Below are 26,704 nucleotides of genomic sequence, written 5' to 3' on the forward strand. Positions count from 1 at the left end.
CATCCGGGCAAGCGGTATGAACTTCCCCAACGTCTTTCTGGATTCCGGGCGCGGAACCCGGATACTGCGGCAAAACCCAGAGGAGGATCCCCATGAGCCGCGTCAGTGTCGAGATCGAAAACCACGTTGCCCGCGTCACCATGACCCGCGGCGACAAGATGAACGCCCTGGACGTCGAAATGGTGGAAAGCCTGATCGCTGCCGGAGAGGCGCTGATCGGCAACGATGACATCCGTGCCGTCGTGCTGTCGGGCGAGGGCCCGGCCTTCTGCGCCGGGCTCGACGTCGCCAATTTCGGCCGCTTCGCCGCCGAAGACCCCGAGGCGCTGATCATGCCGCGCACCCACGGGCAGTCCAACGCGTTCCAGCGCGTGTCGCTGGTCTGGCGCGACGTACCGGTGCCGGTGATCGCGGCGCTGCACGGGGTGACCTTCGGTGGCGGCCTGCAGATCGCACTGGGCGCCGATATCCGCATCGCCCATCCCGAAACGCGCCTGTCGATCATGGAAATGAAGTGGGGGCTGGTGCCGGATATGGGGGGCATGGTGGTGCTGCCGAAACTGCTGCGCTCGGACGTGCTGCGCAAGCTGACCTATACCGCCGATCAGGTCGCCGCCGAGGAGGCGCAGGCGATCGGGCTGGTGACGGAGCTCTCTGACGATCCCAAGGTGGCCGCACTGGCGCTGGCGGAAAAGATCGCGGGCAAAAGCCCCTCGGCCACGCTTGCCGCAAAGCGGCTGATCGCGGTCGCGGAAAGCGGTGCGTCCGAGGCGGATGTCCTGTTGGAAGAAAGCCGCGAACAGGCCGCACTGATCGGAAAACCACACCAGATGGAAGTCATCGCAGCCAATATGCAGAAGCGCGCAGCGGTCTTCGACTGACCGCTAGCCCATGAATTTCTTGCGCGCGTCGCGGGCGATATCATAGCGCATTTCCAGATCGGCGATGCGCGCCATCAGGCGCTTTTTCTCGGCCTTGTCCGTGGCCGCCCGCCAGTCGGCGCGCGCTTCGTCCAGCGCGGCCTTCAGGCGGAATTCCTCCGGCAGCGCCCCGGCCTCGGCCATGATGCGGTAGCCCGCCGCCATCGCGGGATCGACCACCGATTCCTCGGGCCGTTCGGGCAGGGGCCTGCCCTCGCCCTGCAGCCCTTCCAGCTTGCCCTCGGCCCTGGCCTTCAGGATCTGCCGTTCGATCAGTTGTCTCAAGGAATGCATGATCGCATCCTAACACGATCTCTGCTTTTTCTTGGCGCAAATACCCCGGGGGTGAATTAGCCGCAGGCCAAGAGGGGGCAGAGCCTCCTCAACACCGCCCGCGGCACGCGCGGGCTGATCTATGATCAGCCCAGTTCGGCCAGGCGCGCCAGGGCCGCCTTCAGCTTCTCTTCTTCCTCTTCGCGCGCCGCCAGGTTGTCGCGGGTTTCCTCGACAACCTCTTCCGGTGCGCTTTCGACGAATTTGGGGTTGTTCAGCCGCCCGCGCAGCCCGCCAAGTTCCTTGGCCAGCTTGCCCAGCGTCTTTTCCAGCCGCGCCTTTTCCTCGCCGATATCGATGATGTCCGCCAGCGGCAGGCCGAAGGACCCGCCCTCGACGGCGATGGTGATGCAGCCCTTGGGAAGTTCCTCAGCCTCGGTCAGGCTGTCGACCCGCGCCAGCCGCTTGATCAGCACCTCGTTGCGCGCCCAGGCCGCCTTGCCCGCGTCATCCAGCGCGGTGACCAGCATCGGGATGTGCAGCCCCGCCGGCACATGCATCTGGGCGCGGGCCGAGCGGACTTCCTCGATCAGCGCAATCACCCAGTTCATTTCCCGGTCGGCTTCGGGCACGACAAGGTCGGCGGCCTTGTATTGCGGCCAATCGGCATGGACCAGCATCTTGGCCCTCTCGCCGGTGGCGCCCCACAGTTCCTCGGTGATGAAGGGCATGATCGGGTGCAGCAGGATCAGGCACTGATCCAGCACCCAGCCCATCACGGCGCGGGTTTCGGCCTTGGCGGCCTCGTCCTCGCCCTGCAGCAGCGGCTTGGAGAATTCCACGTACCAGTCGCAGACCTTGCCCCAGACGAAGGCGTAAAGCGCCTGCGCGGCGTCGTTGAAGCGGAAGCCTTCCAGCGCTTCATCGACTACTTCACGCACCTTGGCGACCTCGCCGATGATCCATGTGTTCACCGTGGCCGTCGCGGCCGGCATTGCCGCCGCCGGCGCCCCCGCTTCGTAAACGCCGTTCATTTCAGCGAAACGGGTGGCGTTCCAGATCTTGGTGCCGAAATTGCGGTATCCTGCGATCCGCTGCATGTCGAGCTTCAGGACCCCGCCCAAGGATGCCATGGCGGCGTTGGTGAACCGCAGCGCATCGGCACCGTATTCGTCGATGATGTCGAGCGGATCGACCACGTTGCCGGTAGACTTGGACATCTTCTTGCCCTTGGCGTCGCGGACCAGCCCGTGCAGGTAGACGGTGTCGAAGGGGATCTCGTCCACCACGGCCAGCTGCATCATCATCATCCGCGCCACCCAGAAGAACAGGATGTCCTGCCCGGTGATCAGAACGTTGGTCGGGAAATAGCGTTCCAGCGCCTCGGTCTGTTCCGGCCAGCCCAGCGTGCCGATCGGCCACAGCCCCGAGCTGAACCAGGTGTCCAGAACGTCCGGATCGCGCCAGACCGGGTAGACCAGCTTGGTCGGGTCCTGATCGACCGTGTATTGCGCCAGGCTCTCGGCCAGCCTGTGGATCGCTTCGTGCTTGTCGGCGACCTCGATCACCGTGGCGTGGTTCAGCGGCGCCGGGATGTCGGCATTGTCGTCGTTGAACTTTTCCACCACGCCGGCGAAATCGGCGGCGCAGTGATGCACGTCGCCCGCATGCAGCATGCCGCCCGCATTCAGCAACCGGCCCATTTCGACCAGGTCGAGACCGCCATCGCCCTCGTCATCGCGGAAATCCGGTGCGCTCAGGTCCAGACCGTACCAGACCGGGATCTGGTGGCCCCACCACAGCTGGCGCGAAATGCACCAGGGTTCGATGTTTTCCAGCCAGTGATAATAAGTCTTTTCGCCGCTTTCGGGCAGGATCTTCACAGTGCCGTCGCGGACCTTGTCCAGTGCCGGGCCGACGATCTTGTCGGTGTCGACGAACCACTGGTCGGTCAGCATCGGTTCGATCACGACCTTGGAGCGGTCGCCGAACGGCTGCATGATCAGTTTGCTTTCGACGAAGGGCGCTTCCTGGCCTTCCTCGTCCCGCATTGTCACCGCGAGATCCGCCTCGTTGATGTCCTCGATCACCGCGCGGCGCGCCTCGAACCGGTCCATGCCGCGGTATTTCTCCGGCACTAGGTTCAGCGCGTCGACCTCGATCTCGGTCGTTTCCGATCCTTCGGCGATTTCGCGGGCGCGCTTGACCGCTTCTTCATAGGGCAACCCGTCGGCGCGCATCGCGCCCTTGGTGTCCATCAGCCGGTACATCGGCAGGTTGTTGCGCTTTGCGACCTGATAGTCGTTGAAGTCATGCGCGCCGGTGATCTTCACCGCGCCCGATCCGAAATCGGGATCGGGATAGCTGTCGGTGATGATCGGGATCAGGCGGTCGCAAAGCGGCAGATGCACCATCTTGCCGACGATCGGGGCATAGCGTTCGTCATCGGGATGCACCGCGACGGCGCCGTCGCCCAGCATGGTTTCGGGGCGCGTGGTGGCGATCGAGATGTAATCGCGCTCCTCGCGCAGGGTGACTTTGCCGTCCTCGTCCTTCTCGACATATTCGTAGGTTTCGCCACCGGCCAGACGGTACTTGAAGTGCCACATGTGGCCGTTCACTTCAATGTTCTCGACCTCGAGGTCGGAAATCGCGGTCTCGAAATGCGGGTCCCAGTTGACCAGACGCTTGCCGCGATAGATCAGCCCCTTGCGGTACATCTCGACGAAGACCTTGATCACGGCGTCGTGGAAATTGCCCTCTTCGCCCGCCGGTGCGCCCTCGGCGCCCGACATGGTGAAGGCATTGCGCGACCAGTCACAGGAAGCGCCGAGGCGCTTGAGCTGTTCGATGATGGTGCCGCCGGACTGCGCCTTCCATTCCCAGACCTTTTCGAGGAAGGCTTCGCGGCCCAGTTCCCGGCGCGACGGCCGCTGGTTATTGGCCAGTTCACGTTCCACCACCATCTGGGTGGCGATGCCCGCGTGGTCCTGTCCGGGCTGCCACAGCGTGTCGAAACCCTGCATCCGCTTCCAGCGGATCAGGATATCCTGCAGCGTGTTGTTGAAGGCATGGCCCATGTGCAGAACGCCGGTGACGTTCGGCGGCGGGATCATGATGCAGAAGCTCGAAGCCCCCGGTTTCGCATTCGCGCCCGCGGTGAAGCAGCCCGCCTTTTCCCAGGCCGCGTAAAGACGGCTTTCCGCCTCGGCCGCATTGAAGGTTTTTTCCATCGCCATGATCCGGATCCCGCGTCAAATATCGTTGGCTCCTCGTCTATCGAATTGGAGGGGGAAGGAAAAGCCGTTATCAGGCGGTGCGGCCCGCGGCTGGGCAGGCCGTTCAATAGCCCCGGTCGATTTTTGTGCTGAGCTGGATCAGGCTTTCGGAACCTTTCACTCCTTTTGCCTCGCCGATCCGGTCCAGCGTGTCGTCCAGTTCCTCGGTCGTGTGGGCGCTGATTTCGGCGATCATGTCGAACCGGCCGCTGGTGGTGTGGACCCGGACCACGTTGGGCAGGGATTTGAGCCGCGCCAGCACCGCCGGGCCGGACCGCGGTTCGATCGACAGAAGCGCCGTGGCGCGCAGCCGGGGCTGCGCCGGGCGCCCCAGCCGTACACCGTAGCCCGTGATCGTGCCATTGCTTTCCAGCCGGTCAAGCCGGGCCTGAACGGTGGTGCGCGCCAAGCCCAGCCGACGCGCCAGAGTGGCGACGGGAAGCCGGGCGTTTTCGGCCAGGAGCGTCAACAGTGCGGTATCGATTTCGTCGTTCTGCATGCTCAGACTATAAAAATGACGAAAGAAAGAGTCAAAAACGGCATTCATACACGCCGTATCGACAGGGTTATGGCCGATATTAGCTGAAAAACAGCGAGGTATCCCATGCGGCCAGACCCCTATTGGCTGTCGCCCGAGCGGCATCTGCAGCGCGTTCAGCCAGACGCGGCGGTGATGTATTTCAGCCCCGTCGCCCTGCAACAGGCGGCGCATCGTTTCATTGACGGCTTTCCCGGGCGGGTGACCTATGCGGTCAAGGCAAATCCGGTCGAGGCGGTGCTGGTCAACCTTGTGGCCGCCGGGGTGACCGCCTTCGATGTCGCTTCGCCGGCTGAGATGGCGGCGGTGCGCGCGGTCTGTCCCGATGCCGTTTTGCATTACAACAACCCGGTCCGTTCGCGCGCTGAAATCGAGGCCGCGGCGGGATTCGGCATCGCCTCGGCTTCGGTCGATTGCCCACGTGAACTGGACAAGCTGGCCCCGTTGGGGCGCGATCTGGAAATCAGCGTCCGGCTGGCCCTGCCGGTCAAGGGCGCGGCCTATGATTTCGGGGAGAAATTCGGTGTCGGTCCGGATCGGGCGGCGGAATTGCTGCGGCAGGTCGCCGAACGCGGCTATCGCCCGGCGCTGACCTTTCATCCCGGCACCCAATGCCATGCGCCCGAAGCCTGGGAAGCCTATATCCGGGCCGCCGCGGATGTGGCGCGGCAGGCCGGGGTGACGATTGCGCGGCTGAATGTGGGGGGGGGATTCGCCTCGCACCGGGCCGGCGCCGCTCCCGATCTGGAGCGGGTATTCCACCGGATCGGGGCAATCACGGCGGAGGTTTTCGATCCGATGCCGCAGCTGATCTGCGAACCGGGCAGGGCGATCGCGGCAGAGGCCTTCACGCTGGCCACGCGGGTCAAGGCGATCCGCCACGACGGGTCGGTGTTCCTAAATGACGGTATCTATGGCGCCTTGTCGGAATTCCGCGACATGCAAGGGGTGGACCGGGTTCGCTGCGTGTCGCCCGGGGGGCGGGCGCGGACCGGCGATCCGGTCGCGCGCATCGCCTTCGGTCCCACCTGCGACAGCATCGACCGCTTGCCCGATCCTGTCGGGCTGCCCGGCGATCTGGCCGAAGGCGATTATGTGCTGTTCGAAGGGATGGGCGCTTATTCGCTGGCATTGGCCACCGGTTTCAACGGCTATGGGCCGGGACATCCGGTCACGGTGGCGTCACTCTTCGCTGATGGGGGTGGACAGCCGGGATCGTAGGGTTAGTGTCGCATCAGGGACCCTGTCCCGCCAGACGGTGCAAAAGAGGTGCGGCATGGAAAAATTCGGCAAAAGCCAAGCGATCACCCGGGTCGAGGATACCCGGCTCCTGACCGGCCATGGCCGCTATGTCGATGATGTCGCGCCCGAAGGGGCATTGCGGGCGTTCGTGTTCCGCTCGCCGGTGGCGCATGCGAAGATCCTGTCCTTGGATGTCGATGCGGCGCGGGACTGCGACGGGGTGCATCTGGTTCTGACCGGGGAAGACCTGGTGGCGGCCGGGATCACCGCGGGGCTATCGGCGGTAACGATCAAGAACCGCGACGGATCCGACGCGGCGGCGCCCCACCGCCCGATCCTTGCGTTGGAAAAGCTGCGCCATGTCGGTGAACCGGTGGCTCTGATCGTGGCCGAAACGCTGGACCAGGCGCGCGACGCGGCCGAGATGATCGAGCTGGATTACGAAGACCTGCCGGCCAAGATGGACCTGGCGCAGGGCGGGGCGGCGCTGCATGACGAAGCGCCGGACAACCGTGCCTATGACTGGGGGCTGGGCGACGAAGCAGCCTGCGCCGCCGCTTTCGAACGCGCCGCTAAGGTGGTGCGGATGGAAGTCGTCGACAGCCGTATCATCGTCAATTCGATCGAACCGCGTGGCTGTCATGCCGAATGGCAGGACGGGCGCCTGCATCTGTCCTTCGGCGGTCAGGGCGTCTGGGGGGTGAAGGCGGCGCTTGCCAAGATCTTGTCGCTGGACCCCGAAAACGTCCGTGTCACCACCCCCGATGTTGGCGGCGGGTTCGGGATGAAATCGCCGCCATACCCGGAATATTTTGCCGCCGCCCACGCCGCGATGGTGCTGAACCGTCCGGTGCGCTGGATGGGGGAACGGTCCGACGCGATGCTGAGCGACCACCACGGCCGCGACCTGATCAGCGACGCGGCGCTGGCGTTTGACGAAAACAACCGGATCATTGGCTATCGCGTCGACACCCGTTGCAACCTTGGCGCCTATAACAGCAATTTCGGCCAGATCATCCAGTCGAACCTGTTCGCGCGGGTGCTGATGGGGACCTATGACGTGCAGGACACCTATCTGCACGTGGAAGGGTTCTATACCAACACCACCCAGGTCGATGCCTATCGCGGCGCCGGCCGGCCCGAGGCGATCTATGTGCTGGAACGGATGATGGATCAGGCCGCGCGCGAACTGGGCGTGGACCCGTGGGAACTGCGCCGGATCAATTTCATTCCGAAGGACAGCTTCCCCTACAAGAGCGCCACCGGCGAAAATTACGACGTGGGCGATTTCGTCAAGGTGCTGAACACGGCCGAGGAAAAATCAGACCGCGCCGGGTTCGCCGCCCGCCGGGCGGACAGCGAAGCGCGCGGCAAGCTGCGCGGGATCGGGCTGAGCTACTATATCGAAAGCATCCTGGGTGATCCGTCCGAGGGCGCGAAGGTGGAATTCAACGAAGACGGCACCGTGTCGATCTATGTCGGCACCCAGTCGAACGGGCAGGGGCACGAAACCGTCTATGCCAAGTTCCTCAGCGATCAGACCGGGATCCCGATGGAGATGATTTCGGTGGTGCAAGGCGACAGCGACCGGATCGCGCAGGGCGGCGGCACCGGCGGGTCGCGGTCGGTGACGGTGCAGGCCAACGCCACCCTTGCGACCGTGGACAAGATGGTGGCGGCCTTCACCCCCTACCTGGCGGAAAAGATGGGGGTCGATGAGGGCGACATCCGGTTCGACGACGAAACCTTCCGCGCGCCCGGATCAAACATGACGCCGACCTTCCTGGAGGCCGCCGAAATGGCGCGGGCCGACGGGCGCACCGATCTGCTGATGCACGAGGCGCGGGCGACGCTGCCGGCGCGGTCCTATCCCAACGGCGCCCATGTGGCCGAGGTCGAGGTCGACCCCGACACCGGGCAGGTCGAACTGGTCAAGTACACGGTGGTCGATGACTTCGGCAACCTGATCAATCCGCTGCTGGCCGAGGGCCAGGTTCATGGTGGGGTCGCGCAGGGCGCCGGCCAGGTTATGATGGAACGGGTCGCATATGATGAGGAAGGGCAGCTTCTGTCCGGGTCCTTCATGGATTACGCGATGCCGCGGGCGGCCGACATGCCGATGATCGATTTTTCGACCGAACCGGTGCCTTCGACCGCGAACCCGATGGGGATGAAAGGCTGCGGCGAAGCGGGTACGGTCGGTGCGATGGCATCGGCGATGAACGCGGTGCTGGATGCGCTGTGGCAACGCGGCGTGCGCAGGATCGACATGCCGGTGACACCGCTGAGAGTTTGGGAGACATTGCAGGATGCGGCTGAGGGCGCTCACTAAGCGACTCTTCAAATGGGTCAGGCCCGGCTTCTGGTCGGGCCATTCCCCGGTGAGCGCACCGCGCGGGCCCCTTATCCATGCGATCATCCTCGACGGAACTATGTCCACGCTCACCCCGGGCGAGGAAACCAATGCAGGCCTGACTTACCGGGTGTTGTCCCAGGTCGGTGCGCCGGTGTCGGTCTACTACGAAGCCGGGGTGCAGATGCTGGAATGGCGCCATGCGCCCGACGTGTTGATGGGGCGTGGCATCAACAGGCAGATCCGCCGCGCCTACGGCTACCTGGCCAGCCGCTATCGTCCCGGCGACAGGGTGTTCCTGTTCGGGTATTCGCGCGGGGCCTACGCGGTGCGGTCGCTGGCCGGCGTGATCGACCAGGTCGGGTTGCTGAAGCCCGACGCGGCCACCGAACGCAACATCCAGCTGGCCTATCGCCATTACCAAAGCCCGCCGGGCAGCCCCGCCTGCCGCGCGTTCCGTGCCGCCCATTGCTACGCGGATTTCGAGATCGAGATGATCGGCGCCTGGGACACGGTGAAGGCGCTTGGTGTGCGGTTGCCGCTGCTTTGGAAATGGTCGGAGGAAAAGCATGCCTTCCATTCCCACGACCTTGGCAAGGTGGTGAAGCATGGCTTTCATGCGCTGGCGCTGGATGAAACGCGGGCGGTGTTCGATCCCGTCCTGTGGGACAGTAGCGAACACGGCGCCGAGCGGATTCAGCAGGTCTGGTTCCGCGGCACCCATGGCGATATCGGCGGCCAGCTGGGTGATTTCCAGGACGCCCGCCCGCTGTCGAATGTCCCCCTGGTCTGGATGCTGGAACGGGCGCAGAGCTGCGGTTTGCCGCTACCCGAGAGCTGGCGCGATCAGTTCCCGCGCGACCCGAACGCCCCGTCGGTCGGGACATGGCGCGGTTGGGGCAAGATGTTCCTGCTGCGCAAGCGCCGGGTGATCTGCGCCGATCCGTCCGAACGGATGCACGAAACCGTGCCGTCCGAACGGTGCGGCACCCCCGCCGCGAATTCTAACGCAGTTTCATGATAATGCAGGTGGTCGATCCGGTGGCGTAAAGCCGTCCGTCCTCGACACCGCGAATTTCGCCATTGGCGATCCCGGTTGAGCGTCCGACATGCTGGGCCACGCCGATCGCCTCGACCTCGGTGCCCAGCGGGATCGGGCGCAGGATGTTGATCTTGTATTCCAGCGTCGTGTAGACGCTGCCCCGCGGCACCTTGGTCATCACGGCGCAGGCCATGCAGCTGTCCAGGACGGTGCCGTACCAGCCGCCATGCACCGTCCCCATGGGGTTGGTCGCGTCGAAGGTCGGCGAACCGCGAAACACCACGCGGCCATCCTCGACCTCGCTCAGGGTGTAATTCAGCAGCCTGGAAATCGGCGGCCCCGAACTTTCCCCGCGCTGCATGCGCTGCATCGCTTCCAGCCCCGAAATGCCCAGCAGTTCATCCTGGCTGGGTAAGTCGTCGGGCGACGTGGCAATTTTTCTTTCGAGCATTCGGCGTTCCTCCTGCGCGTCACAGTGACGTCGACAGGGGGCGCGGAGCAAGCCCGGGAATGGGGGTGTTACGCGACGTTTTCCAGCTGCGCCTTGGGCGTGACGCCAAGAGCATGGCAGACGTCGCGGGTCAGTTCCGGCCGGTTCAGCGTGTAGAAATGCAAGCTGTCCACGCCGCCCTCGATCAGGTCGCTGCACAGCTCCGTGCACAGCGCAGTGGCCAGCAGGTCTTGGCGCCCGTCACGCTCGGCCTTATCGAAGGCCTCGATCACCCAGTCGGGCACCACGGTGCCGCAGCTTTCCGCGAATCGTCGCGCGCCCTTAAAATTCTCGATCGGCAGGATGCCGGGAATGATCGGCTTGTCGATGCCGGCCTTTTCGCAGGCATCGCGGAAGCGGAAGAAGGTTTCGGCTTCGAAGAAGAACTGGGTCAGCGCCTCGTCCGCACCTGCGTCGAACTTGCGCTTCAGCCATTCGATATCGGCCGAATGGTCCGGCGATTCGGGGTGCTTTTCGGGATAGGCGCCGACGCGGATATTGAAGGTGTCCTTCGCGGCCAGCGCCTCGATCAGTTCGATCGAGCTGGCAAAGCCGTCGGGATGCGGCTTGAACGCGCCGGTGCCCTTGGGCGGATCGCCACGCAGCGCCACGATATCGGTGACGCCGGCGGCGGCGAACTGGTCGGCGATGGCCAACGTTTCTTCCCGGGTGGCATCAACGCAGGTCAGGTGCGCCGCCACCTTCAGCCCGGAATGCTTGTGGATCGTCGCCACCGCGTCGCGGGTCAGGTCGCGGGTGGTGCCGCCGGCGCCATAGGTGACCGACACGAAGCGCGGCGCCAGCGGCGCCAGCACCTGAACCGTGTCCCACAGGCGGAACGACGCCTCCAGGTTTTGCGGCGGGAAAAACTCGAACGATACGGCGGGCACTGTCATGACTACGGATTCCATCTTTTTGGGTTGCGCCCTTGTCGCCCGAATTCGTTTGTGAGACAACTTCATAATTCTCAACGTGAACATGAGGGTTGTTCATAATGCACATCGAGTTGCGTCATCTGCGTACTATCAAGGCGATCCACGATGCCGGCAGCTTGGCGCGGGCGGCGGATCAGCTCAACATCACCCAGTCGGCGCTGAGTCACCAGATCAAGCACCTGGAGGAACAGACCGGGGTGGAACTGTTCGTGCGCCGATCCAAGCCGATGAAGCTGACCGCGGCGGGGCTGCGACTGCTCGGGGCGGCGGAAAAGATCCTGCCCGAAATGGCGGCGCTGGAGGAACAGTTCAAGGGCATCGTCAGCGGCAAGACCGGGCGGCTGCACATCGCGATCGAATGCCATGCCTGTTTCGAATGGCTGTTCCCGGTGCTGGAACAGTTCCGAAAGGCCTGGCCCGAGGTCGATCTCGATATCCGCGCGGGGCTCGCCTTCGACGCGCTGCCGGCGCTGCAGAAGGAAGAGGTCGATCTGGTGATCTCATCGGACCCCGAGGATCTGGCCGGCGTCGATTTCGTGCCGCTGTTCGACTATTCCCCGGTCTTCGTGGCCGCCAGCGCCCACCCGCTGGCGCAGAAGGAATATATCGAGGCCGGGGATTTTAAGGGCGAAACCCTGATCACCTACCCGGTGGACCGTTCCCGGCTGGACATCTTCAGCGAATTGCTGACCCCGGCCGGGGTCGAACCCGCAGCCCTTCGGCAGGTCGAACTGACCGCCGTGATCCTGATGCTGGTGGCGTCGAACCGTGGCGTGACGGTGCTGCCCGACTGGGTGGTGCGCGAGGTGAAATATTCCTCCGATTACGTCACTCGCCCGATCACCGAAAACGGGTTGACCAAACGGCTCTACGCGGCGGTCCGCACCGACGACGCCACACGGCCCTATTTCGCCCATTTCATCCGCCTGGCCCGCACCGAACCCGTCAAGCTGCAGCGGCAGTAAGCACTCCGGACTCCTTCTCCTTTTCAAAAATATCCCGGGGGAGTCGCCAGCAAGGCGACGGGGGCAGCGCCCCCGCATCCGCCACGTCGCGTTATCCCGCCTTTCCCCTTGGCAAACAGGCCCGCGCCGCGTATACGCGCGGCTTGGAAAACGAGGAACCGGACCGATGCAAGGCAGCGCAAATCTCAACATCATGATCAAGGCCGCCCGGAAAGCGGGCCGGTCGCTGGTGAAGGACTTCCGCGAGGTGGAAAACCTTCAGGTCTCGATGAAGGGCGCGGGCGATTTCGTGTCCAAGGCCGACCTGGCCGCCGAGGCGATCCTGAAAGAGGAACTGATGGGCGCGCGCCCGACCTATGGCTGGCTGGGCGAGGAAGGCGGCGAGGAGGCAGGCAAGGACCCGACCCGGCGCTGGATCGTCGATCCGCTGGACGGCACCACCAACTTCCTGCACGGGCTGCCGCACTGGGCGATTTCGATCGCGCTGGAACACAAGGGCCAGATCGTGTCGGGGGTGATCTATGACGCCGCCAAGGACGAAATGTTCTATGCCGAAAAGGGCGCCGGCGCCTGGCTGAACGATTCCAACCGTCTGCGCGTTTCGGGCCGCAACCGGATGATCGAATCGATCTTTGCCACCGGCATTCCGTTTGCCGGCAAGCGGACGCTGCCCGCGACTTTGCAGGACCTGGCCCGGATCATGCCGGAATGCGCCGGTGTGCGGCGCTGGGGCTCGGCGGCGCTGGACCTGGCCTATGTCGCGGCCGGCCGTTACGACGGATTCTGGGAACGCGAGCTGAATATCTGGGATCTCGCCGCCGGCACCCTGATCGTCACCGAGGCGGGCGGCATGGTCGGTCCGATCCGTGACGGCCACGATCCGCTGGAGCATGGCGATATCGTCGCCGCGAATGGCGAGATTTTCGAGAAATTCGCCGGCATCGTGCGCGCCCGCGAAGTCTGAGCGTCAGGGCGGAAGCGATACCGCTTCCGCGCCTTTGCAGGTGTTAGCGGTCCGAGGGGTGATTGACCCCGTCGGTCCACGGCACATCACCCAAATCGCGCGGATTGACGCCCTCGATACAGCCCACGTTCACCCCGTATTGCGTCGGGTCCGACCGGCGCTGGTGATGGGTGTAGATGCCGCAGGTCTTGCAGAAATAATGCTTCGCGGTGCCTGTACCCCAGGTGTAGAGCGTCAGGTTGTCCGCGCCCTTGACCACCTCGATCCCGTCAAGCGGCGCCGACACCGCGATGGCGCCGCGCCGGCGGCAGAACGAACAATCGCAGCGCCGGGCGGTGTTGAAGCTGTCGCTCAGCCGCACCGACAGTTCCACCGCGCCGCAATGGCAGGTCGCTTTCACGGGATCAGTCATCTTTCTTCCTTCTCACTCGGGGGACGCGCGTCGTGGCCCCGCGCCGCTTCACACGGGGAATGCGCGTCGGTGTCAGTTCATATTCGGCCTCCGGATGCGGTGGGCGGCCGTGATGCTGGTTCCAGTACCCGATACCGCCCTGGCGCATCCAGACCGGCAGGGTCAGGATGAAGCCCGCGATGAAGCCGCCCGCATGGGCCCAGTAGGCGACGCCACCCATCATCGCGTTCGATCCGATGCCCGCCGTCAGCTGTATCGCGAACCAGACCCCCAGCATGACCCAGGCCGGTACCGAAAAGATGCGGAAGAAGATGATGAAGACGAACAGGATGTCGACCCGCGCCTTGGGATAGAGCAGCAGGTACCCCCCCATCACCCCGGCGATCGCGCCCGAAGCCCCGACCGTGGGCACCGGCGAATGCGGCGCGGCCATGACATGCACCAGCGCCGCCGCCAGCCCCGAGGCGAGGTAGAACAGCAGGTAACCGACATGGCCCATCTGGTCTTCGAGGTTGTCGCCGAAGATCCACAGGAACAGCATGTTGCCCGCCAGGTGCATGAAACCGCCATGCATGAACATGGTGGTGAACAGGGTGACCATGCCCTCGCCCTGCGACACCCTTGCCGGGATCAGCGCCCAGTTGTCGAAAAACGCCCCAAGGGCGCGCTGGTCGCCGAACAGGCTGACATAGCTGAGAAAGACCAGCACGTTCACCAGCATCAGCGCATAGGTGACATAGGGCGTGCTCGCGGACGGGTTGTGATCGCGGATCGGAAACATGCGGGGACGATTTCGGCTTTTCGGGGCGGCGTCAACCATGCATCGGTACCGCTCGCGGCGGCGTGACTTGACCCGGGGCGTTTTCGCGCCAGTATTTTTGGCATGAAATCCGTTTTGACCGTTTTCGCCTTGCTTTGCGCTGTTCCAATGGCCTCGGCATGCCCCTCCGCGCCGGATCATTCCGAGGCGCTGGCGGACCTGTTGCGGCAGGCGCAGGAGGCGCCCAACGAATATCAGGCGCGGCTGATCACCAACGACATGTGGGCGCTGTGGGCTGATGCCCCGGACGAAGCGGCTCAGGAGGTGCTGGATCGGGGCATGCGCAAGCGCCGGGCTTTCGACCTGTTGGGCGCGGCGGCGGATTTCGACCGCCTGATTGCCTATTGCCCCGAATATGCCGAAGGCTACAACCAGCGCGCTTTCGTCCGTTTCATTCAGCAGGATTACGCCCGCGCGCTTGACGATCTGGATCGCGCGCTGGCGCTGTCGCCGACCCATGTGGCGGCATTGGCGGGCAAGGCAATGACGCTGATCGGTCTGGGCCGGATGGAGGAGGGGCAGGCGGTTCTGCGTCAGGCGCTCGAGCTCAATCCATGGCTGCCCGAGCGGCGTTTGCTGCTGGACCCGCCGGGCGAGGAACTTTGAAACCCGATCGGCTTTACACCCCCGGAACTTGCGTTATTGTCCCGCCACCGAACCCACGCGGGCGTGGTGGAATGGTAGACACAGGAGACTTAAAATCTCTAGGCCGATAAGGCCGTGCCGGTTCGAGTCCGGCCGCCCGTACCAATAAAATCAATCTCTTAATGCGTTTCTTGAGGTGTCGTTGTTGGATTCCATCAATAGTGACTCCCACATCTCGTTTCGTCCCGTTGTTGGGTCGCTTTTGTCCGGACAGGTGAATGGATGCTTCGGCGGCCGCGGCAGGGAACGCCCGGCCTTGTCCGGAAGCCGTTTTCTCCCACAGCCTCGCGCAATGTCAAAGACAGCCGAAGCAGTATTACGACGGGACCGTAACGGTGATCATACCCAAGGTCGGGTTCTATGCGTCGTCGACCGGACCCCAAGGCGGCAGGCCGGCGGCGACGGCACTCATTGCCAGAAGAACCGTTTTTTCAGTTTGATATCCTTGCCCTCTTTCACGTCAACAAGAAGCCGCTGTGCGAGGTTCCTGGATAGCCCGAGCTTCCTTGTGAGGTCGGCGGCATAGCGCGTTTCCGTCGCCTTCATCCATCTGTCAAAGTCTTCTGCTTTCATAAGGATATGCTGTCCTTGGTTGCAATTGGCGTCCATGATTTTTAACAAAAGGTTGTTCCTTCCGCCGGTGTATCCTGCGGGTCGGTGGGGCATTTCCCTGCGCGTCTGCCCATGCCCCTGCCGGCAGGGGCAAATGGGGCGGGTACCTGACGGTTCGTGTTGACCCGTCGGCAATCTTGACGCGCCGCCATCACCCGTCCCAAGACAGGGCAAAGACATTTCATGCGAGACCTCAACATGTCCCGGCCAGACCCTTACGACCTTTTCATTATCGGCGGTGGCATCAATGGCTGCGGCATTGTCCGCGATGCGGCGGGCCGGGGGCTGTCGGTGGGCTTGGCGGAAATGGGAGACCTGGCGCAGGCAACCTCTTCGTCCTCGACCAAGCTGTTTCATGGCGGGCTGCGGTACCTTGAATATTTCGAATTGCGGCTGGTGCGCGCCGCGCTCGCCGAACGCGAAGTGTTGCTGCAGGCAATGCCGCATATCAGCTGGCCGATGCGGTTCGTGCTGCCGCTACACCGGGACATGCGGTTCGAAACCGACACGCCCGCATCGCGCCTGCTGACATTGTTCATGCCCTGGCTGAAGGGGCGGCGGCCGAACTGGATGATCCGGCTGGGCCTGTTCCTGTACGATCACTTGGGCGGTCGGAAAATCCTGCCCGGCACCTGCGCGCTGGACCTGAGTACCGATCCGGCGGGCAAACCGCTGCAGGACCGGTTTGCCAAGGCCTATGAATATTCCGATTGCTGGGTTGATGACGCCCGGCTGGTGGTCCTGAACGCCCGCGATACGGCTGCGCGCGGGGCCGATATCATGCCCCGGACCAAGGTGGTCGCGGCCAGGCGCGACGGTGATCTGTGGCGCATTGCCCTGCAAGCCGGGGACGGGACGCGGGACGTAATGGCGCGGGCGCTGGTCAATGCCGCCGGGCCGTGGGTCAGCGAAACGCTGGCCGATATCGTCCATGTCGACAGCCCCGCCGCGATCCGGCTGGTGCGCGGCAGCCATATCGTGACCCGGCGTCTGTTCGACCACGACAAGTGTTATTTCTTCCAGGGCGGCGACGGCAGGATCATCTTCGCCATCCCCTATGAACAGGATTTCACCCTGATCGGCACTACCGATGCCGATCACGCCGATCCCGACACGCCGGCCCGGATCAGCGATGCGGAAACCGATTACCTGCTCGATTTCGCCAACGGCTATTTCAAGACCCGGCTGGGGCGCGACGATATCGTCTGGACCTATTCCGGCGTTCGTCCGCTGTTCGATGACGGGGCGGGCAAGGCGCAGTCGGCGACTCGGGATTACGTGCTGAAGCTGGATCAGGCCGGTGCGCCCCTGCTCAGCGTGTTCGGCGGCAAGATCACCACCTATCGCAGGCTGGCCGAAAAGGCGATGGAACGGTTGTCCCCGCTGCTGGGGACTTCGACGCAGGGCTGGACGGCCGGCGTGGCGTTGCCGGGCGGCGATCTGCCGGTGGGGCAGGTGGCGGCGCGCAAGGCGGCGCTGCTGGCGCGCTATCCGTTCCTGACCGAAAAATGGGCCGAGCGGCTGTTCCGTGCCTACGGAACCGAGGCAGAGCAGGTGTTGGGCAACGCCGAAACCCCCGCCGATCTGGGCCAAGATTTCGGCGGCACGCTGAGCGAGGCGGAACTGCGTTGGCTGATGTCCCACGAATTCGCCTGTACGGCCGAGGACGTGCTGTGGCGGCGCTCCAAGCTGGGGCTGCGGCTGAATGCTGATCAGGTTGCAGCGGTCGCGGCCTGGATCAAGGCACACGGTTAAGGGTGGAAACCGCTGCCCGGTTTCGCCAATCTGGCGCAAAAGGGGAGGATAGATGAGCTATATACTGGCGATCGATCAGGGCACCACGTCGAGCCGCGCGATCCTGTTCGACAAGGATCTGCAGCCGGTGCAGGTGGCGCAACAGGAATTCCCCCAGCACTTTCCGGCCTCGGGGTGGGTCGAACACGACCCGGCGGACCTGTGGGCGACCACCGAGCAGACAGCGCGCGACGTGATGGCGAAGGCCGGTATCGGGCCCGAACAGGTTGCCGGAATCGGCATCACCAATCAGCGCGAAACCACGCTGGTCTGGGACGCGGATTCCGGTGAGACACTTCATAACGCCATCGTCTGGCAGGACCGCCGCACCGCCGACACCTGCGCCTTCCTGCGCGCCTCCGGGCATGAGGATATGATCAGCGAAACCACCGGGTTGCTGCTCGATCCGTATTTTTCCGGCACCAAGGTGAAATGGATCCTCGACAACGTGGCGGGCGCCCGCGACCGGGCGCGGGCGGGCAAGCTGCGGTTCGGCACGGTGGATTGCTTCCTGATCTGGAAATTTACCGGAGGGCGGGTGCATGCGACCGATGCCACCAATGCCGCCCGCACCCTGATTTACGACATCCGCAAGGGCGAGTGGAGCGCGGAGATCTGCGATCTTCTGGACATTCCCATGTCGATGCTGCCCGAGGTCCGCGATTGCGCCGCCGATTTCGGGGTGACCGGCGTTCTGGGCGGTGAAATCCCGATCCTTGGCGTCGCCGGCGATCAGCAGGCCGCCACCATCGGGCAGGCCTGTTTCATGCCGGGCATGATGAAATCGACCTATGGCACGGGCTGTTTCGCGCTTCTGAATACCGGCGATGTGCCGGTGCGGTCGCAAAACCGGCTGCTGACCACCATCGCCTACCAGTTCGACGGCAAGTCGACCTATGCGCTGGAAGGATCGATCTTCATCGCCGGGGCGGTGGTGCAATGGCTGCGCGACGGGTTGGGCATCATCGAAAATGCGGGCGAAACACAGGCGCTGGCCGAAGCTGCCGATCCGGTTCAGGACGTGGTGATCGTGCCGGCGTTCACCGGGCTTGGCGCGCCTTACTGGGCTCCCGACTGCCGTGGGGCGGTGTTCGGCCTGACCCGTGGATCGGGGCCTGCCGAATTCGCCCGCGCGGCACTGGAAAGCGTCGGGTATCAAACCCGCGATCTGGTGCAGGCGATGCAGGCCGATTGGGCATCGGGGCAGGGGCGGACGACGCTCCGGGTCGATGGCGGCATGGCGGCCTCGGATTGGACGATGCAGTTTCTCGCCGACATCCTGGGCGCGCCGGTGGATCGTCCAGAGGTGCTGGAAACCACCGCGTTGGGTGTTGCCTGGCTGGCGGGCATGCGCGCCGGGATTTATCCCGACCGGGAGGAGTTTGCCGCCGGCTGGGCGCGCTCGGCGCGGTTCGAACCGCGCCTGCCGCAGTTCGAACGCGATCGCAGGTACGGCCGTTGGCAGGCAGCCGTTGCGGCGACGCTGGGAGTGCCTGCGGGCTGAGGCTGGACAAGGCGGTGCCGGGGGCGGATAAGCGGGCCATCGAAGCGAAAGGAAATCCGATGTCCGACACTTGTGCATTCTGCGGCGCCGCCGAAACCACGCCCGTTCAGGTCGCCCCGCGCGACGATACCGTGGCACTGTGCGCCACTTGCGCCGAGGGCGTGCAGAACGGGGCCGAGGACGTGCCGCACTGGAAATGCCTGAATGACGCGATCTGGTCGACCGAACCGGCGGTTCAGGTGCTGGCCTGGCGGATGCTACACAAACTCGACGCGGCCTGGGCACGCGACCTTCTGGACATCGCCTATCTGGAACCCGAGGTGATGGAATGGGCCGAGGCCGGCCTTTCCACCGAACCCGAAATCGTGCATCGCGACAGCAACGGCACGGTGCTGTCGCAGGGCGACAGCGTTGTCCTGATCAAGGATCTGCCGGTCAAGGGCGCGGGCTTCACCGCCAAGCGCGGCACCGCGGTGCGCAACATTTCCCTGGTGCCCGACAACGAAGGCCAGATCGAGGGCCGGGTCGAAGGCCAGCGCATCGTGATCCTGACCCAGTTCGTGAAAAAGAGCTGATCAAGACGCCCAGCGAGAAACGAAAAGCCCGCCGGTCCGGCGGGCTTTCTTTTTCAGATCATCAGTTCGATCAGCTGCGGCCCCGATGTCGCGTTTGCGCGGTTCAACTGATCGACCAAGCTTTCCATGTCCGCCGCCTGCGTTGCCGGGATGCCGAAGCCCTTGGCGATCGACTGCCAATCGGTGGCGGGCCGGTCGAGGTTGAAAAGCTCCTGCGCTGCCGGGCCGAGGTTGGCGCCGACGGCGGTCATTTCGCCCTGCAGGATCGCGTAGCGGCGGTTCGACAGGATCACCGTGGTGACATCCAAGCCTTCGCGCGCCTGCGTCCACAACCCTTGCAGCGTGTACAGTGCCGATCCGTCCGCCTGCAGCGCCACCACGCGCCGGCCCGGCGCGGCCACGGCCGCCCCCGTCGCCATCGGGATGCCCAGGCCGATCGAACCGCCGTTCAGGTGCAGGTAGTCATGCGGTTTCGCGGTCGAGAACGACGGCAGAAGTGCCCGGCCGTAGCTGACGCTTTCGTCGACGATGATCGCGTTGTCCGGCAGGTTCTGGTTGATCGCGGCGCCAAGCGCCTCTGGGCTGATCGCGCCGGAAAGGGTGCCGTGATCGGGGGCGGCGGGCAGCGGTGCGTCCTCGGTCGCCTTCACCGCCTCGGCAATCGCGTCCAGCGCGGCCATGTGGTCCTGATCCGGGCGGGTGACCATGTGGCAGGTGCAACCTTCGGGCATCGGCACGTTGGGCTTGCCCGGATAGGCGAAGAAGTTGACCGGTTCGCGCGCGCCGATCTGGATGATTTGTTCCACCCCGTCCAGCGCCTTGATCGACAGGTCCACGTTATAGGGGATGCGTTCGATCGGCACCCGGCCCAGACCGGCCTGCAGGCGCGGGATCTGCGACAGGGTCATCAGCCGCGCGCCGGTCTTGTGCGCGATGCGCCCGGCGATTTTCAAAGGTCCCTCGCGCAGCGCGCGGTTGGACAGCAGCAGCACGGTTTTCTTGCCATTGGTCAGCATCTGCGCGGCGCGGTCCACGGCCAGCCCGGTCGGGCCGGTGGGCGGCGCGGGCGGCAGGTAGGCTGCGATCTGGCCGCCGTCGCCCCAGGCGGCGTCCGAGGGCAGGATCAGGCTGGCCACGCCGGGGGCTTCCATGCTGGCGCGCACGCCTTCCATCGCGTCGGTGGCGACGCGGGCGGGATCGGTGGATCGGCGGGTCCAGACCGACAACGTATTGGCCAGCGCGGTGGTGTCGGCGGACAGCGGCGGGTCCATATGCACGATCGACGTCGCCTGATCTCCGATCAGGTTCAGAACAGGAGTATTGGCGCGCCGCGCGTTGTGCAGGTTCGCCATGCCGTTTGTCAGCCCCGGACCGCAATGCAGCAGGGTGACGGCGGGTTTATCCATCATCCGGCCATAGCCATCGGCGGCCCCGGTCACGACCCCTTCGAACAGGCCCAGCACACAGCGCATGCCGGGATGCCGGTCCAGCGCGGAGACGAAATGCATCTCGCTGGTGCCGGGATTGGCGAAACAGGTATCGATTCCCGCCGCCAGAAGCGACTGCACAAGGCTTTCTGCGCCATTCATGAAAAAACTCCCTCTTCTTTTGCCGGGGAGTTTGCACGTTTCACCGCCCACGCCAAGGGCACCCATGAGGTTTCTGCGCCATGGGGGCGTTCACCCCGTTATTTGCGCACGAGGCCTGAGTTCGGTCGTGCCGGCCAGGCGCGCCGGCGGCCGGCGAAGCGGGGGCTCAGTCAAGGATTGCGGCAACGGCGCCGATCAGGTCGAGGATCTCCTTGGTGTTGCGGTCGACCCGATAGACGTGATCGCCGAGCCGGTAATAGATCTGACCGGGATCAAGCCCGTAACGGCCGGGATTCCTGATCAGCACGTAATCCTTGTCGAGGAAGTCGCCGCGTCCGTAGATTTTCTTGGCCTGGCCGGGGGGCAGGCAGCCGTTATGTTTCTTGGCGAGGCCGGGAGGGCAGCCTTTCGGCCCGCCAGCAAGCACGGCGGCGGGCGAGAGAGACAGCAGGGCGGCCGTCGCGATCAGGATCAGTTTGCGCATCGTGCATCTCCTTTGGTACTCATCGCGAGATGTGGAGCAAAGGTCGCGTCTTGCCAAGCCCTGAGGGACCACACGGGCGGGAGGCCGCCTATCGACCCTTGGGATGACGGTCGATGGTTCTGCTGCGCTCGGCTCATGCATCTTGTTGCGCGTCGCGGTCTGTGACGGGACCGCCCGTTTCGCGCGTCAGATATTGATCGCGGGATAGACGCAATCCGCCAAGGTGCTTCGGTTCAGATCGGCGAGGAACTCTTGCTCGGCATGGGTGAGCAGCGCTTTCAGGCGGCATTGCGGCATCAGGGTGCAGGCGTGACCACCGGGTTGGAAACACTCCACCAGCGCCTGATCCGACTCGAGCAATTCGACGACATCGCCAAGACGGATCTTGGCGGGGTCCTGCGCAAGCGTCGCACCGCCGCCACCGCCCCGGCGCGTTTTCAGCAGCCCGTTGTTGGAGAGTGCCGAGATCACCTTGGCCAAGTGATTGCGCGAGACCTTGAACTCGTCGGCCAGCTCGCCAGTGGTGAAATGGCGGTCGGGTTCGCCTGCCATGCGCATCAGCACGCGAAGTCCGTAATCTGTGAAGGAAGTGAGGCGCAAGGTCGCAATCCTGAATTGGTATTTGTAATGCGTATTAACAAGATGTAGTCGGTAAATCAAACGCTAATTCTTCCAAACGCGGGTGAGTCGCCTGAAAAAAGGGCGCATGCAGGACCTCGCCGAAACCGGCGCAGTTTCATGACGTTCCCGTCGATCCATCGTGACCGAGCAAGGCGTTCTGGCAACAAGAGAGGACCGTTCATGGCGACAAGCAGCGATATCTCACATCGGCCATCTTGGCGGAACGGGGGCGTTGTCAGCCGTCTGGCCTGCGCAACGGTTCAACCGCTCCTATCCCGCGTCGTCCGGCGCATCGCGGCACGGCACACGTCGCTCTTCGCGCGTCTCGGCCCGCATCAGGGCACGGATTACCTGATCGATCCGGTGGAGCTGCCCTTTGCCCTGCACCTGCGGCCCGATCCGAAGAATCTGCTGTTTCGCGCGGTGCCCCGCGATGCGATGCCGCGCGGCGGGGCGGTCATCCGGGGGCGGTTTCTGCTCCTGCTGGAGTTGATCGATTCGGAGGAGGACGGCGACGCGGCCTTCTTCTCTCGCGATCTGGAGGTGACCGGAGACACGGAGGCGGTCGTGCGATTGCGCAACGCTCTCGACGACATGGACGGATCGATTGCGGACGAAACGGCCGAGATGTTCGGCCCGCCCGGCCGCGCGGTCCTTGCGCGCCTGCGCCGATCCTACGGGAATAGCTGAAGGGAAAGAAGTCATATGAGCCTTGCCGAACTGATCTGCCCCGCGGGGACGCCCGCCGCACTGCGGACCGCCGTCGATGCTGGCGCGGACGCCGTTTACTGCGGTTTCCAGGATGCGACCAACGCCCGCAATTTCCCGGGTCTGAACTTCACGCCCGAGGAACTGGCTGAGGCCGTGGTCTACGCGCATGCGAAAGGTACCAAGGTGCTGCTTGCGCTGAATACCTACCCCCCTGCGGGCAAGGTGGACCTGTGGCGCCAGGCGGCAGATACCGGCGCGCGCATCGGCGTTGACGCCTTCATCGTTGCCGACATGGGCGTGGCCGAATACATCGCCCGTACGCATCCCGGTGTCCGGCTGCACCTGTCGGTGCAGGCGGCCGCCTCGAGCCCCGAAGCAATTCGATATTATTGCGAACATTTCGGGGTGAAGCGCATCGTTCTGCCTCGCATCCTGACCATCCCCGAGATCCGGGCGATCCGGAAGGAAATCCCCTGCGAAATCGAAACCTTCATCTTCGGAAATCACGGCTTGATGGTCGAAGGGCGATGCAGCCTCACAAACTACCTGACCGGGCAGTCCACGAACATGGACGGCGTGTGTTCGCCCGCTTCGGACGTGGAATACACGCGCCATGCCGACGGGTCGATGTCTTCGCAATTGGCAGGCTTCACGATCGACTGTTTCGGGCCCGAGGAAAAGGCGGGCTATCCCACGATTTGCAAGGGGCGTTACACTGCTCCGCACCGGAGCGAGGGATATTACGCCTTCGAGGAACCGGTCAGTCTAAACCTGTCGCGCCTGCTACCGGAGCTTATCGACGCGGGCGTGCACGCTTTCAAGATCGAGGGGCGCCAGCGGTCGAAATCCTATGTGCGGGGGGTCGTTTCGGCCTTTCGTCGGGCGGTGGATGATATCCGCGAAGGCCGCCCCGCCGATATCGCGGACCTCATTGCGCTGACCGAGGGGCAAAAACAGACGCAAGGCGCCTTCGAAACCAAGAAATGGCGGTGACAAAGATGACGAAACTGACCCTGGGCCCCATCGCTTATCACTGGTCTGCCGAGAAGCGGCGCGATTTCTTTGCCCGTATCGCCGATGAGGCCGCGGTGGACGAAGTCTATCTCGGTGAGGTGATCTGTTCGAAGCGCGCGCCGTTTCACGAAGCCGACCTGCCCGTGACGATCGAACGGCTGGAGCGCGCCGGCAAGACGGTCATCCTGTCGACGCTTGCCGAGGTCATGCTCAAGCGCGAGCGCAAGGCGACCGAAGACCTTGCCGCGATGCATGCGCCTGAAATCGAGATCAACAACGCCGCGGGGCTTTATGCCCGCGGCAGGCGCGCCCACCGGATCGGCCCCTTCATGAACGCCTACAACGAGGCGACCATCGACTGGATGGCACGGCAGGGGGCCACGCATGTTTGTCTCCCTACCGAATTGCCCGGTGAAGCGATCGCCACGGCCGCCCGCAACGCGCGCCAGCTTGGGCTCGGGGTCGAGGTGCAGGTCTTCGGGCGGGCCTCTCTTGCGGTATCGGCGCGTTGCTACCACGCCCGTGCCCATGGGCGCACCAAGGATAACTGCCAATTCGTCTGCGAGGGCGATCCGGACGGAATGCCCCTGCGCACCACGGACGACAATCCGATCCTGCGGGTCAATGGCATCCAGACGCAGTCGGAAAGCTATGTCGACCTCTTGCCGGAGACCGGGCGGCTCGTCGCGGATGGTGTTACCCATCTGCGGCTGCAGCCGCAGGCGGTGGACATGGTCGGCGTCGCTGCCGTGTTCCGTGGCGTGCTGGATCGGGCGCTGGGCATGGAGGAGGCCGAAGCGCGCCTGCGTGAAATCTGTGCCGATACGCCGTTCAGCAACGGTTTCTATTACGGGCAGGCGGGTTATCGCAGGATCGCAAACGCCGCTTCGCACTGATCGTCCTGAAGGAGGTATCGAATGACACGAACGACCGCTCAGCAAATGCGCGCCTGGACCGGCCCCGCGATCCTGACCTACGGCTTTCGTCCCTTCTTTTTCGGGGGCGCGGTTTGGGCGGCGCTGGCCATGGTGCTTTGGGTGCCGATGCTGTCTGGCCATATCCTTCTGCCGACGGCGTTCGACCCGGTTTCGTGGCATGCTCACGAGTTCCTTTTCGGGTATTTGGGAGCCGTGGTCGCGGGCTTCCTGTTGACCGCGGTACCGAACTGGACCGGGCGGCTGCCGATTGTCGGCTGGCGGCTCGGGGGGCTGGCGGCGCTATGGCTGGCCGGGAGGTTCGCGGTGGCCGTCTCGGCGGGGCTTCCCGCAGGTCTTGTCGCCCTGATCGATTTGTCCTTTCCGCTGGTTCTGGCCGCCGCCATCGGGCGTGAGATCGTTGCAGGAAAGAACTGGCGCAACCTGATCGTGCTCGGGATGCTGGCCGTTTTCGCTGCCGCGAACGCGCTGTTCCATATGGAGGCCGCGCGCGGCGGGTATGCGGCGCAGGGCACGGGCCTGCGGCTTGGGGTGGGGGCCGGGATCATGATGATCGCGGTGATTGGCGGGAGGATCGTTCCGTCTTTCACGCGAAACTGGCTGGTCAAGCGGGGGGGCGGGCGGATGCCGGTGCCGCCGATGCAGCGGTTCGACAGGCTGGCGCTTCTTGTTCTTCTCGCTGCCTTGCTGCTCTGGGTGGCGCTGCCCGACAGCCCCGCCACGGGCGTGGCATTGGGCATGGCCGGCGCGCTGCACGTCGTGCGTCTTGCCCGCTGGGCCGGGCACCGGACGTTTGCCGAACCGCTTTTGACCGTGCTCCACGTCGGATACGCCTTCCTTCCGCTCGGCGCGCTGGCGCTCGGGTCCGAGATCCTGGCGCCGGGGCCTGTCGGCATGGTAGCGGCGCAGCACCTCTGGATGGGGGGCGCGATCGGCCTGATGACGCTTGCGGTGATGGCGCGGGCAACGCTTGGTCACACAGGCAAGACGTTGACGGCAGGGCCGGGGACCGTCGCGATCTTTGCCGCACTCGTCATCGCCGTCTTCGCGCGTGTGGCGGCGGGCGTCTTACCGGGCGAGGCGGCACTGCTGTACGCGATATCGGGGCTGTTCTGGATCGGGGCTTTCGCCACCTTCGGGTTGGTTTACGGCCGGCTGCTCCTCCGGCTGCCGGCGGCCAAGCGGTTCTGATAGGGCGCCAATCCGTTTTGGCGCGACTTACTGCGGGATCACCACGAACCCCTGCCGTTCAAAGGCGGCGCGGGCCTTGTCGCCGCGCAGATATTCGAGAAACTGGTTTTCCGCCGCCGTATCCCGCCCCGCGATATCCGCCGCGGGATATATGATCGGCGGGTGGCTGTCGGCCGGGAAGGTGGCAACGACGGTCACACCGTCTTCGGCCACCGCATCGGTGGCGTAGACAATACCGAAGGGGGCTTCGCCGATCGCCACAAGAGCCAGAGCCGCGCGCACATTGTCGGTCTGGGCGACCCGTGGCGCAAGACTGTCCCAGAGACCAAGCGTCGTCAGCGATGCCTTGCCGTAGATGCCGGCCGGGACTGCGTCCACCAGCGCCATGGCCAGTTTGCCGTCTCCGAGTTTTTCGGGGAGTTCGGAAATCTGCATCGCGCCGGCGTTCTGACCGTGCGCCACCAGCACGAGCGAATTGTTCAACAGCGCGAAACGGGAGTCGTGCTCGAGCAGCCCGTCTTGTTCCAGGACGTCCATCCAGTTCGGGTTTGCCGAGATGAAGATATCGGCGGGCGCACCTTGCTGAATTTGCCGTGCAAGCGCCGAGGACCCCGCCAGCGAAACGACGAGGTCGTGTCCGGTGTCGGCCTCGAACGCTTGTTTGATTTCGCCCATCGCGTTTGTCATGCTCGCTGCCGCGAAAACAGTTACCTCGTCAGCCCGGAGCGTCAGCGGGGCGCAGGTCAGCGCGAGCGCGGCTGCAAGGCGGGTAAAGGGTTTTGCCATGACTGGGCTCC

26 protein-coding genes and 1 tRNA gene are annotated in these 26,704 nt (G+C 64.4%); 15 read left to right on the forward strand and 12 right to left on the reverse strand.

Features of this window, described 5'->3' with window-relative positions; genetic code table 11:
- Window positions 1–92: 92 nt before the first annotated feature.
- Entirely contained in the window at window positions 93–881 is a 789-nt protein-coding gene (locus IT775_RS14050; protein ID WP_212701752.1) for a crotonase/enoyl-CoA hydratase family protein, read from the forward strand.
- Window positions 882–884: 3 nt separating this feature from the next.
- Here the strand turns inward: IT775_RS14050 and IT775_RS14055 are convergent, their stop codons facing one another.
- From IT775_RS14055 to IT775_RS14065, 3 genes are all read right to left on the reverse strand, one after another.
- A complete protein-coding gene (locus IT775_RS14055; RefSeq protein ID WP_212701753.1) occupies window positions 885–1,214 on the reverse strand; it encodes a DnaJ family domain-containing protein in 330 nt (109 codons plus the stop codon).
- Window positions 1,215–1,339: 125 nt separating this feature from the next.
- Window positions 1,340–4,432, reverse strand: a complete 3,093-nt coding sequence (locus IT775_RS14060) for a valine--tRNA ligase (protein ID WP_212701754.1) — start codon at window positions 4,430–4,432, stop codon at window positions 1,340–1,342.
- Window positions 4,433–4,535: 103 nt separating this feature from the next.
- Window positions 4,536–4,970, reverse strand: coding sequence for an Lrp/AsnC family transcriptional regulator (locus IT775_RS14065; RefSeq protein ID WP_212701755.1), 435 nt, complete (start codon window positions 4,968–4,970; stop codon window positions 4,536–4,538).
- Window positions 4,971–5,075: 105 nt separating this feature from the next.
- Here IT775_RS14065 and IT775_RS14070 point away from each other — a divergent pair, with 105 nt between their 5' ends.
- From IT775_RS14070 to IT775_RS14080, 3 genes are read left to right on the forward strand one after another with little or no spacing between them, the layout of a single operon-like run.
- Window positions 5,076–6,230, forward strand: coding sequence for a type III PLP-dependent enzyme (locus IT775_RS14070; RefSeq protein ID WP_212701756.1), 1,155 nt, complete (start codon window positions 5,076–5,078; stop codon window positions 6,228–6,230).
- 55 nt (window positions 6,231–6,285) lie between these two features.
- Window positions 6,286–8,583 carry a xanthine dehydrogenase family protein molybdopterin-binding subunit gene (locus IT775_RS14075; RefSeq protein WP_212701757.1) on the forward strand — a complete coding sequence of 766 codons (2,298 nt, stop codon included), beginning with the start codon at window positions 6,286–6,288 and terminating at the stop codon, window positions 8,581–8,583.
- Window positions 8,561–9,625, forward strand: coding sequence for a DUF2235 domain-containing protein (locus tag IT775_RS14080; RefSeq protein ID WP_212701758.1), 1,065 nt, complete (start codon window positions 8,561–8,563; stop codon window positions 9,623–9,625). Before IT775_RS14075 ends, IT775_RS14080 begins: the two co-directional genes overlap by 23 nt.
- Here IT775_RS14080 and IT775_RS14085 read toward each other — a convergent pair.
- Together IT775_RS14085 and metF are read right to left on the reverse strand one after the other, a co-directional pair.
- Window positions 9,609–10,097, reverse strand: coding sequence for a PaaI family thioesterase (locus IT775_RS14085; protein WP_212701759.1), 489 nt, complete (start codon window positions 10,095–10,097; stop codon window positions 9,609–9,611). The genes IT775_RS14080 and IT775_RS14085 overlap by 17 nt on opposite strands.
- Before the next feature lie 68 nt (window positions 10,098–10,165).
- Window positions 10,166–11,032: a methylenetetrahydrofolate reductase [NAD(P)H] gene (gene metF / locus IT775_RS14090; protein WP_212701760.1), complete on the reverse strand. Its 867-nt coding sequence runs from the start codon at window positions 11,030–11,032 to the stop codon at window positions 10,166–10,168.
- A gap of 98 nt (window positions 11,033–11,130) precedes the next feature.
- On the opposite strand from metF, the gene IT775_RS14095 reads away from it, so the two are divergent.
- Both IT775_RS14095 and IT775_RS14100 read left to right on the forward strand, forming a co-directional pair.
- Entirely contained in the window at window positions 11,131–12,036 is a 906-nt protein-coding gene (locus tag IT775_RS14095) for a LysR family transcriptional regulator (RefSeq protein WP_212701761.1), read from the forward strand.
- Between the two features lie 166 nt (window positions 12,037–12,202).
- Window positions 12,203–13,000 carry an inositol monophosphatase family protein gene (locus IT775_RS14100; protein ID WP_212701762.1) on the forward strand — a complete coding sequence of 266 codons (798 nt, stop codon included), beginning with the start codon at window positions 12,203–12,205 and terminating at the stop codon, window positions 12,998–13,000.
- A gap of 43 nt (window positions 13,001–13,043) precedes the next feature.
- On the opposite strand, the gene IT775_RS14105 is transcribed toward IT775_RS14100, so the two are convergent.
- On the reverse strand, window positions 13,044–13,412 hold the full coding sequence (locus IT775_RS14105; RefSeq protein WP_212701763.1) for a GFA family protein: 369 nt from the start codon (window positions 13,410–13,412) through the stop codon (window positions 13,044–13,046).
- Window positions 13,405–14,193, reverse strand: coding sequence for a rhomboid family intramembrane serine protease (locus IT775_RS14110; RefSeq protein WP_212701764.1), 789 nt, complete (start codon window positions 14,191–14,193; stop codon window positions 13,405–13,407). The genes IT775_RS14105 and IT775_RS14110 overlap by 8 nt, the downstream gene beginning before the upstream one ends.
- A gap of 102 nt (window positions 14,194–14,295) precedes the next feature.
- On the opposite strand from IT775_RS14110, the gene IT775_RS14115 reads away from it, so the two are divergent.
- The gene (locus IT775_RS14115; RefSeq protein ID WP_212701765.1) at window positions 14,296–14,838 is read left to right on the forward strand and encodes a tetratricopeptide repeat protein; all 543 of its coding nucleotides are present in this window, start codon (window positions 14,296–14,298) and stop codon (window positions 14,836–14,838) included.
- A gap of 57 nt (window positions 14,839–14,895) precedes the next feature.
- Window positions 14,896–14,982, forward strand: a tRNA-Leu gene (locus tag IT775_RS14120).
- 303 nt (window positions 14,983–15,285) lie between these two features.
- Here the strand turns inward: IT775_RS14120 and IT775_RS14125 are convergent.
- A complete protein-coding gene (locus tag IT775_RS14125; RefSeq protein ID WP_212701766.1) occupies window positions 15,286–15,450 on the reverse strand; it encodes a hypothetical protein in 165 nt (54 codons plus the stop codon).
- A gap of 237 nt (window positions 15,451–15,687) precedes the next feature.
- Here IT775_RS14125 and glpD point away from each other — a divergent pair, with 237 nt between their 5' ends.
- From glpD to IT775_RS14140, 3 genes are read left to right on the forward strand one after another with little or no spacing between them, the layout of a single operon-like run.
- Window positions 15,688–17,244, forward strand: coding sequence for a glycerol-3-phosphate dehydrogenase (gene glpD, locus IT775_RS14130; protein WP_212701767.1), 1,557 nt, complete (start codon window positions 15,688–15,690; stop codon window positions 17,242–17,244).
- A gap of 52 nt (window positions 17,245–17,296) precedes the next feature.
- A complete protein-coding gene (glpK, locus tag IT775_RS14135; RefSeq protein WP_212701768.1) occupies window positions 17,297–18,787 on the forward strand; it encodes a glycerol kinase GlpK in 1,491 nt (496 codons plus the stop codon).
- Between the two features lie 59 nt (window positions 18,788–18,846).
- Window positions 18,847–19,362, forward strand: coding sequence for an alkylphosphonate utilization protein (locus tag IT775_RS14140; RefSeq protein ID WP_212701769.1), 516 nt, complete (start codon window positions 18,847–18,849; stop codon window positions 19,360–19,362).
- Window positions 19,363–19,415: 53 nt separating this feature from the next.
- Here the strand turns inward: IT775_RS14140 and IT775_RS14145 are convergent, their stop codons facing one another.
- The 3 genes from IT775_RS14145 to IT775_RS14155 all read right to left on the reverse strand — a co-directional run bounded on the left by IT775_RS14145 (window position 19,416) and on the right by IT775_RS14155 (window position 22,035).
- Entirely contained in the window at window positions 19,416–20,951 is a 1,536-nt protein-coding gene (locus IT775_RS14145; RefSeq protein ID WP_212701770.1) for an acetolactate synthase large subunit, read from the reverse strand.
- 166 nt (window positions 20,952–21,117) lie between these two features.
- A complete protein-coding gene (locus IT775_RS14150) occupies window positions 21,118–21,435 on the reverse strand; it encodes an excinuclease ABC subunit A (RefSeq protein ID WP_212701771.1) in 318 nt (105 codons plus the stop codon).
- Between the two features lie 186 nt (window positions 21,436–21,621).
- Complete coding sequence (locus tag IT775_RS14155; RefSeq protein WP_212701772.1) at window positions 21,622–22,035, reverse strand: RrF2 family transcriptional regulator; 414 nt, start codon at window positions 22,033–22,035, stop codon at window positions 21,622–21,624.
- A gap of 201 nt (window positions 22,036–22,236) precedes the next feature.
- Here IT775_RS14155 and ubiT point away from each other — a divergent pair, with 201 nt between their 5' ends.
- The 4 genes from ubiT to IT775_RS14175 are packed head-to-tail and all read left to right on the forward strand — an operon-like array spanning window position 22,237 to window position 25,907.
- On the forward strand, window positions 22,237–22,746 hold the full coding sequence (ubiT, locus tag IT775_RS14160) for a ubiquinone anaerobic biosynthesis accessory factor UbiT (RefSeq protein WP_212701773.1): 510 nt from the start codon (window positions 22,237–22,239) through the stop codon (window positions 22,744–22,746).
- A gap of 15 nt (window positions 22,747–22,761) precedes the next feature.
- Window positions 22,762–23,760: a ubiquinone anaerobic biosynthesis protein UbiU gene (ubiU, locus tag IT775_RS14165; RefSeq protein WP_212701774.1), complete on the forward strand. Its 999-nt coding sequence runs from the start codon at window positions 22,762–22,764 to the stop codon at window positions 23,758–23,760.
- Window positions 23,761–23,765: 5 nt separating this feature from the next.
- Window positions 23,766–24,677, forward strand: coding sequence for a ubiquinone anaerobic biosynthesis protein UbiV (ubiV, locus tag IT775_RS14170; protein ID WP_246525593.1), 912 nt, complete (start codon window positions 23,766–23,768; stop codon window positions 24,675–24,677).
- A gap of 21 nt (window positions 24,678–24,698) precedes the next feature.
- On the forward strand, window positions 24,699–25,907 hold the full coding sequence (locus IT775_RS14175; RefSeq protein ID WP_212701776.1) for an NnrS family protein: 1,209 nt from the start codon (window positions 24,699–24,701) through the stop codon (window positions 25,905–25,907).
- A 27-nt stretch (window positions 25,908–25,934) separates the two neighbouring features.
- On the opposite strand, the gene modA is transcribed toward IT775_RS14175, so the two are convergent.
- Complete coding sequence (modA, locus tag IT775_RS14180) at window positions 25,935–26,693, reverse strand: molybdate ABC transporter substrate-binding protein (protein WP_212701777.1); 759 nt, start codon at window positions 26,691–26,693, stop codon at window positions 25,935–25,937.
- Between the last annotated feature and the right edge of the window lie 11 nt (window positions 26,694–26,704).

Source organism: Thalassovita aquimarina, assembly GCF_018219815.1.
Lineage (GTDB): Bacteria > Pseudomonadota > Alphaproteobacteria > Rhodobacterales > Rhodobacteraceae > Thalassobius > Thalassobius aquimarinus.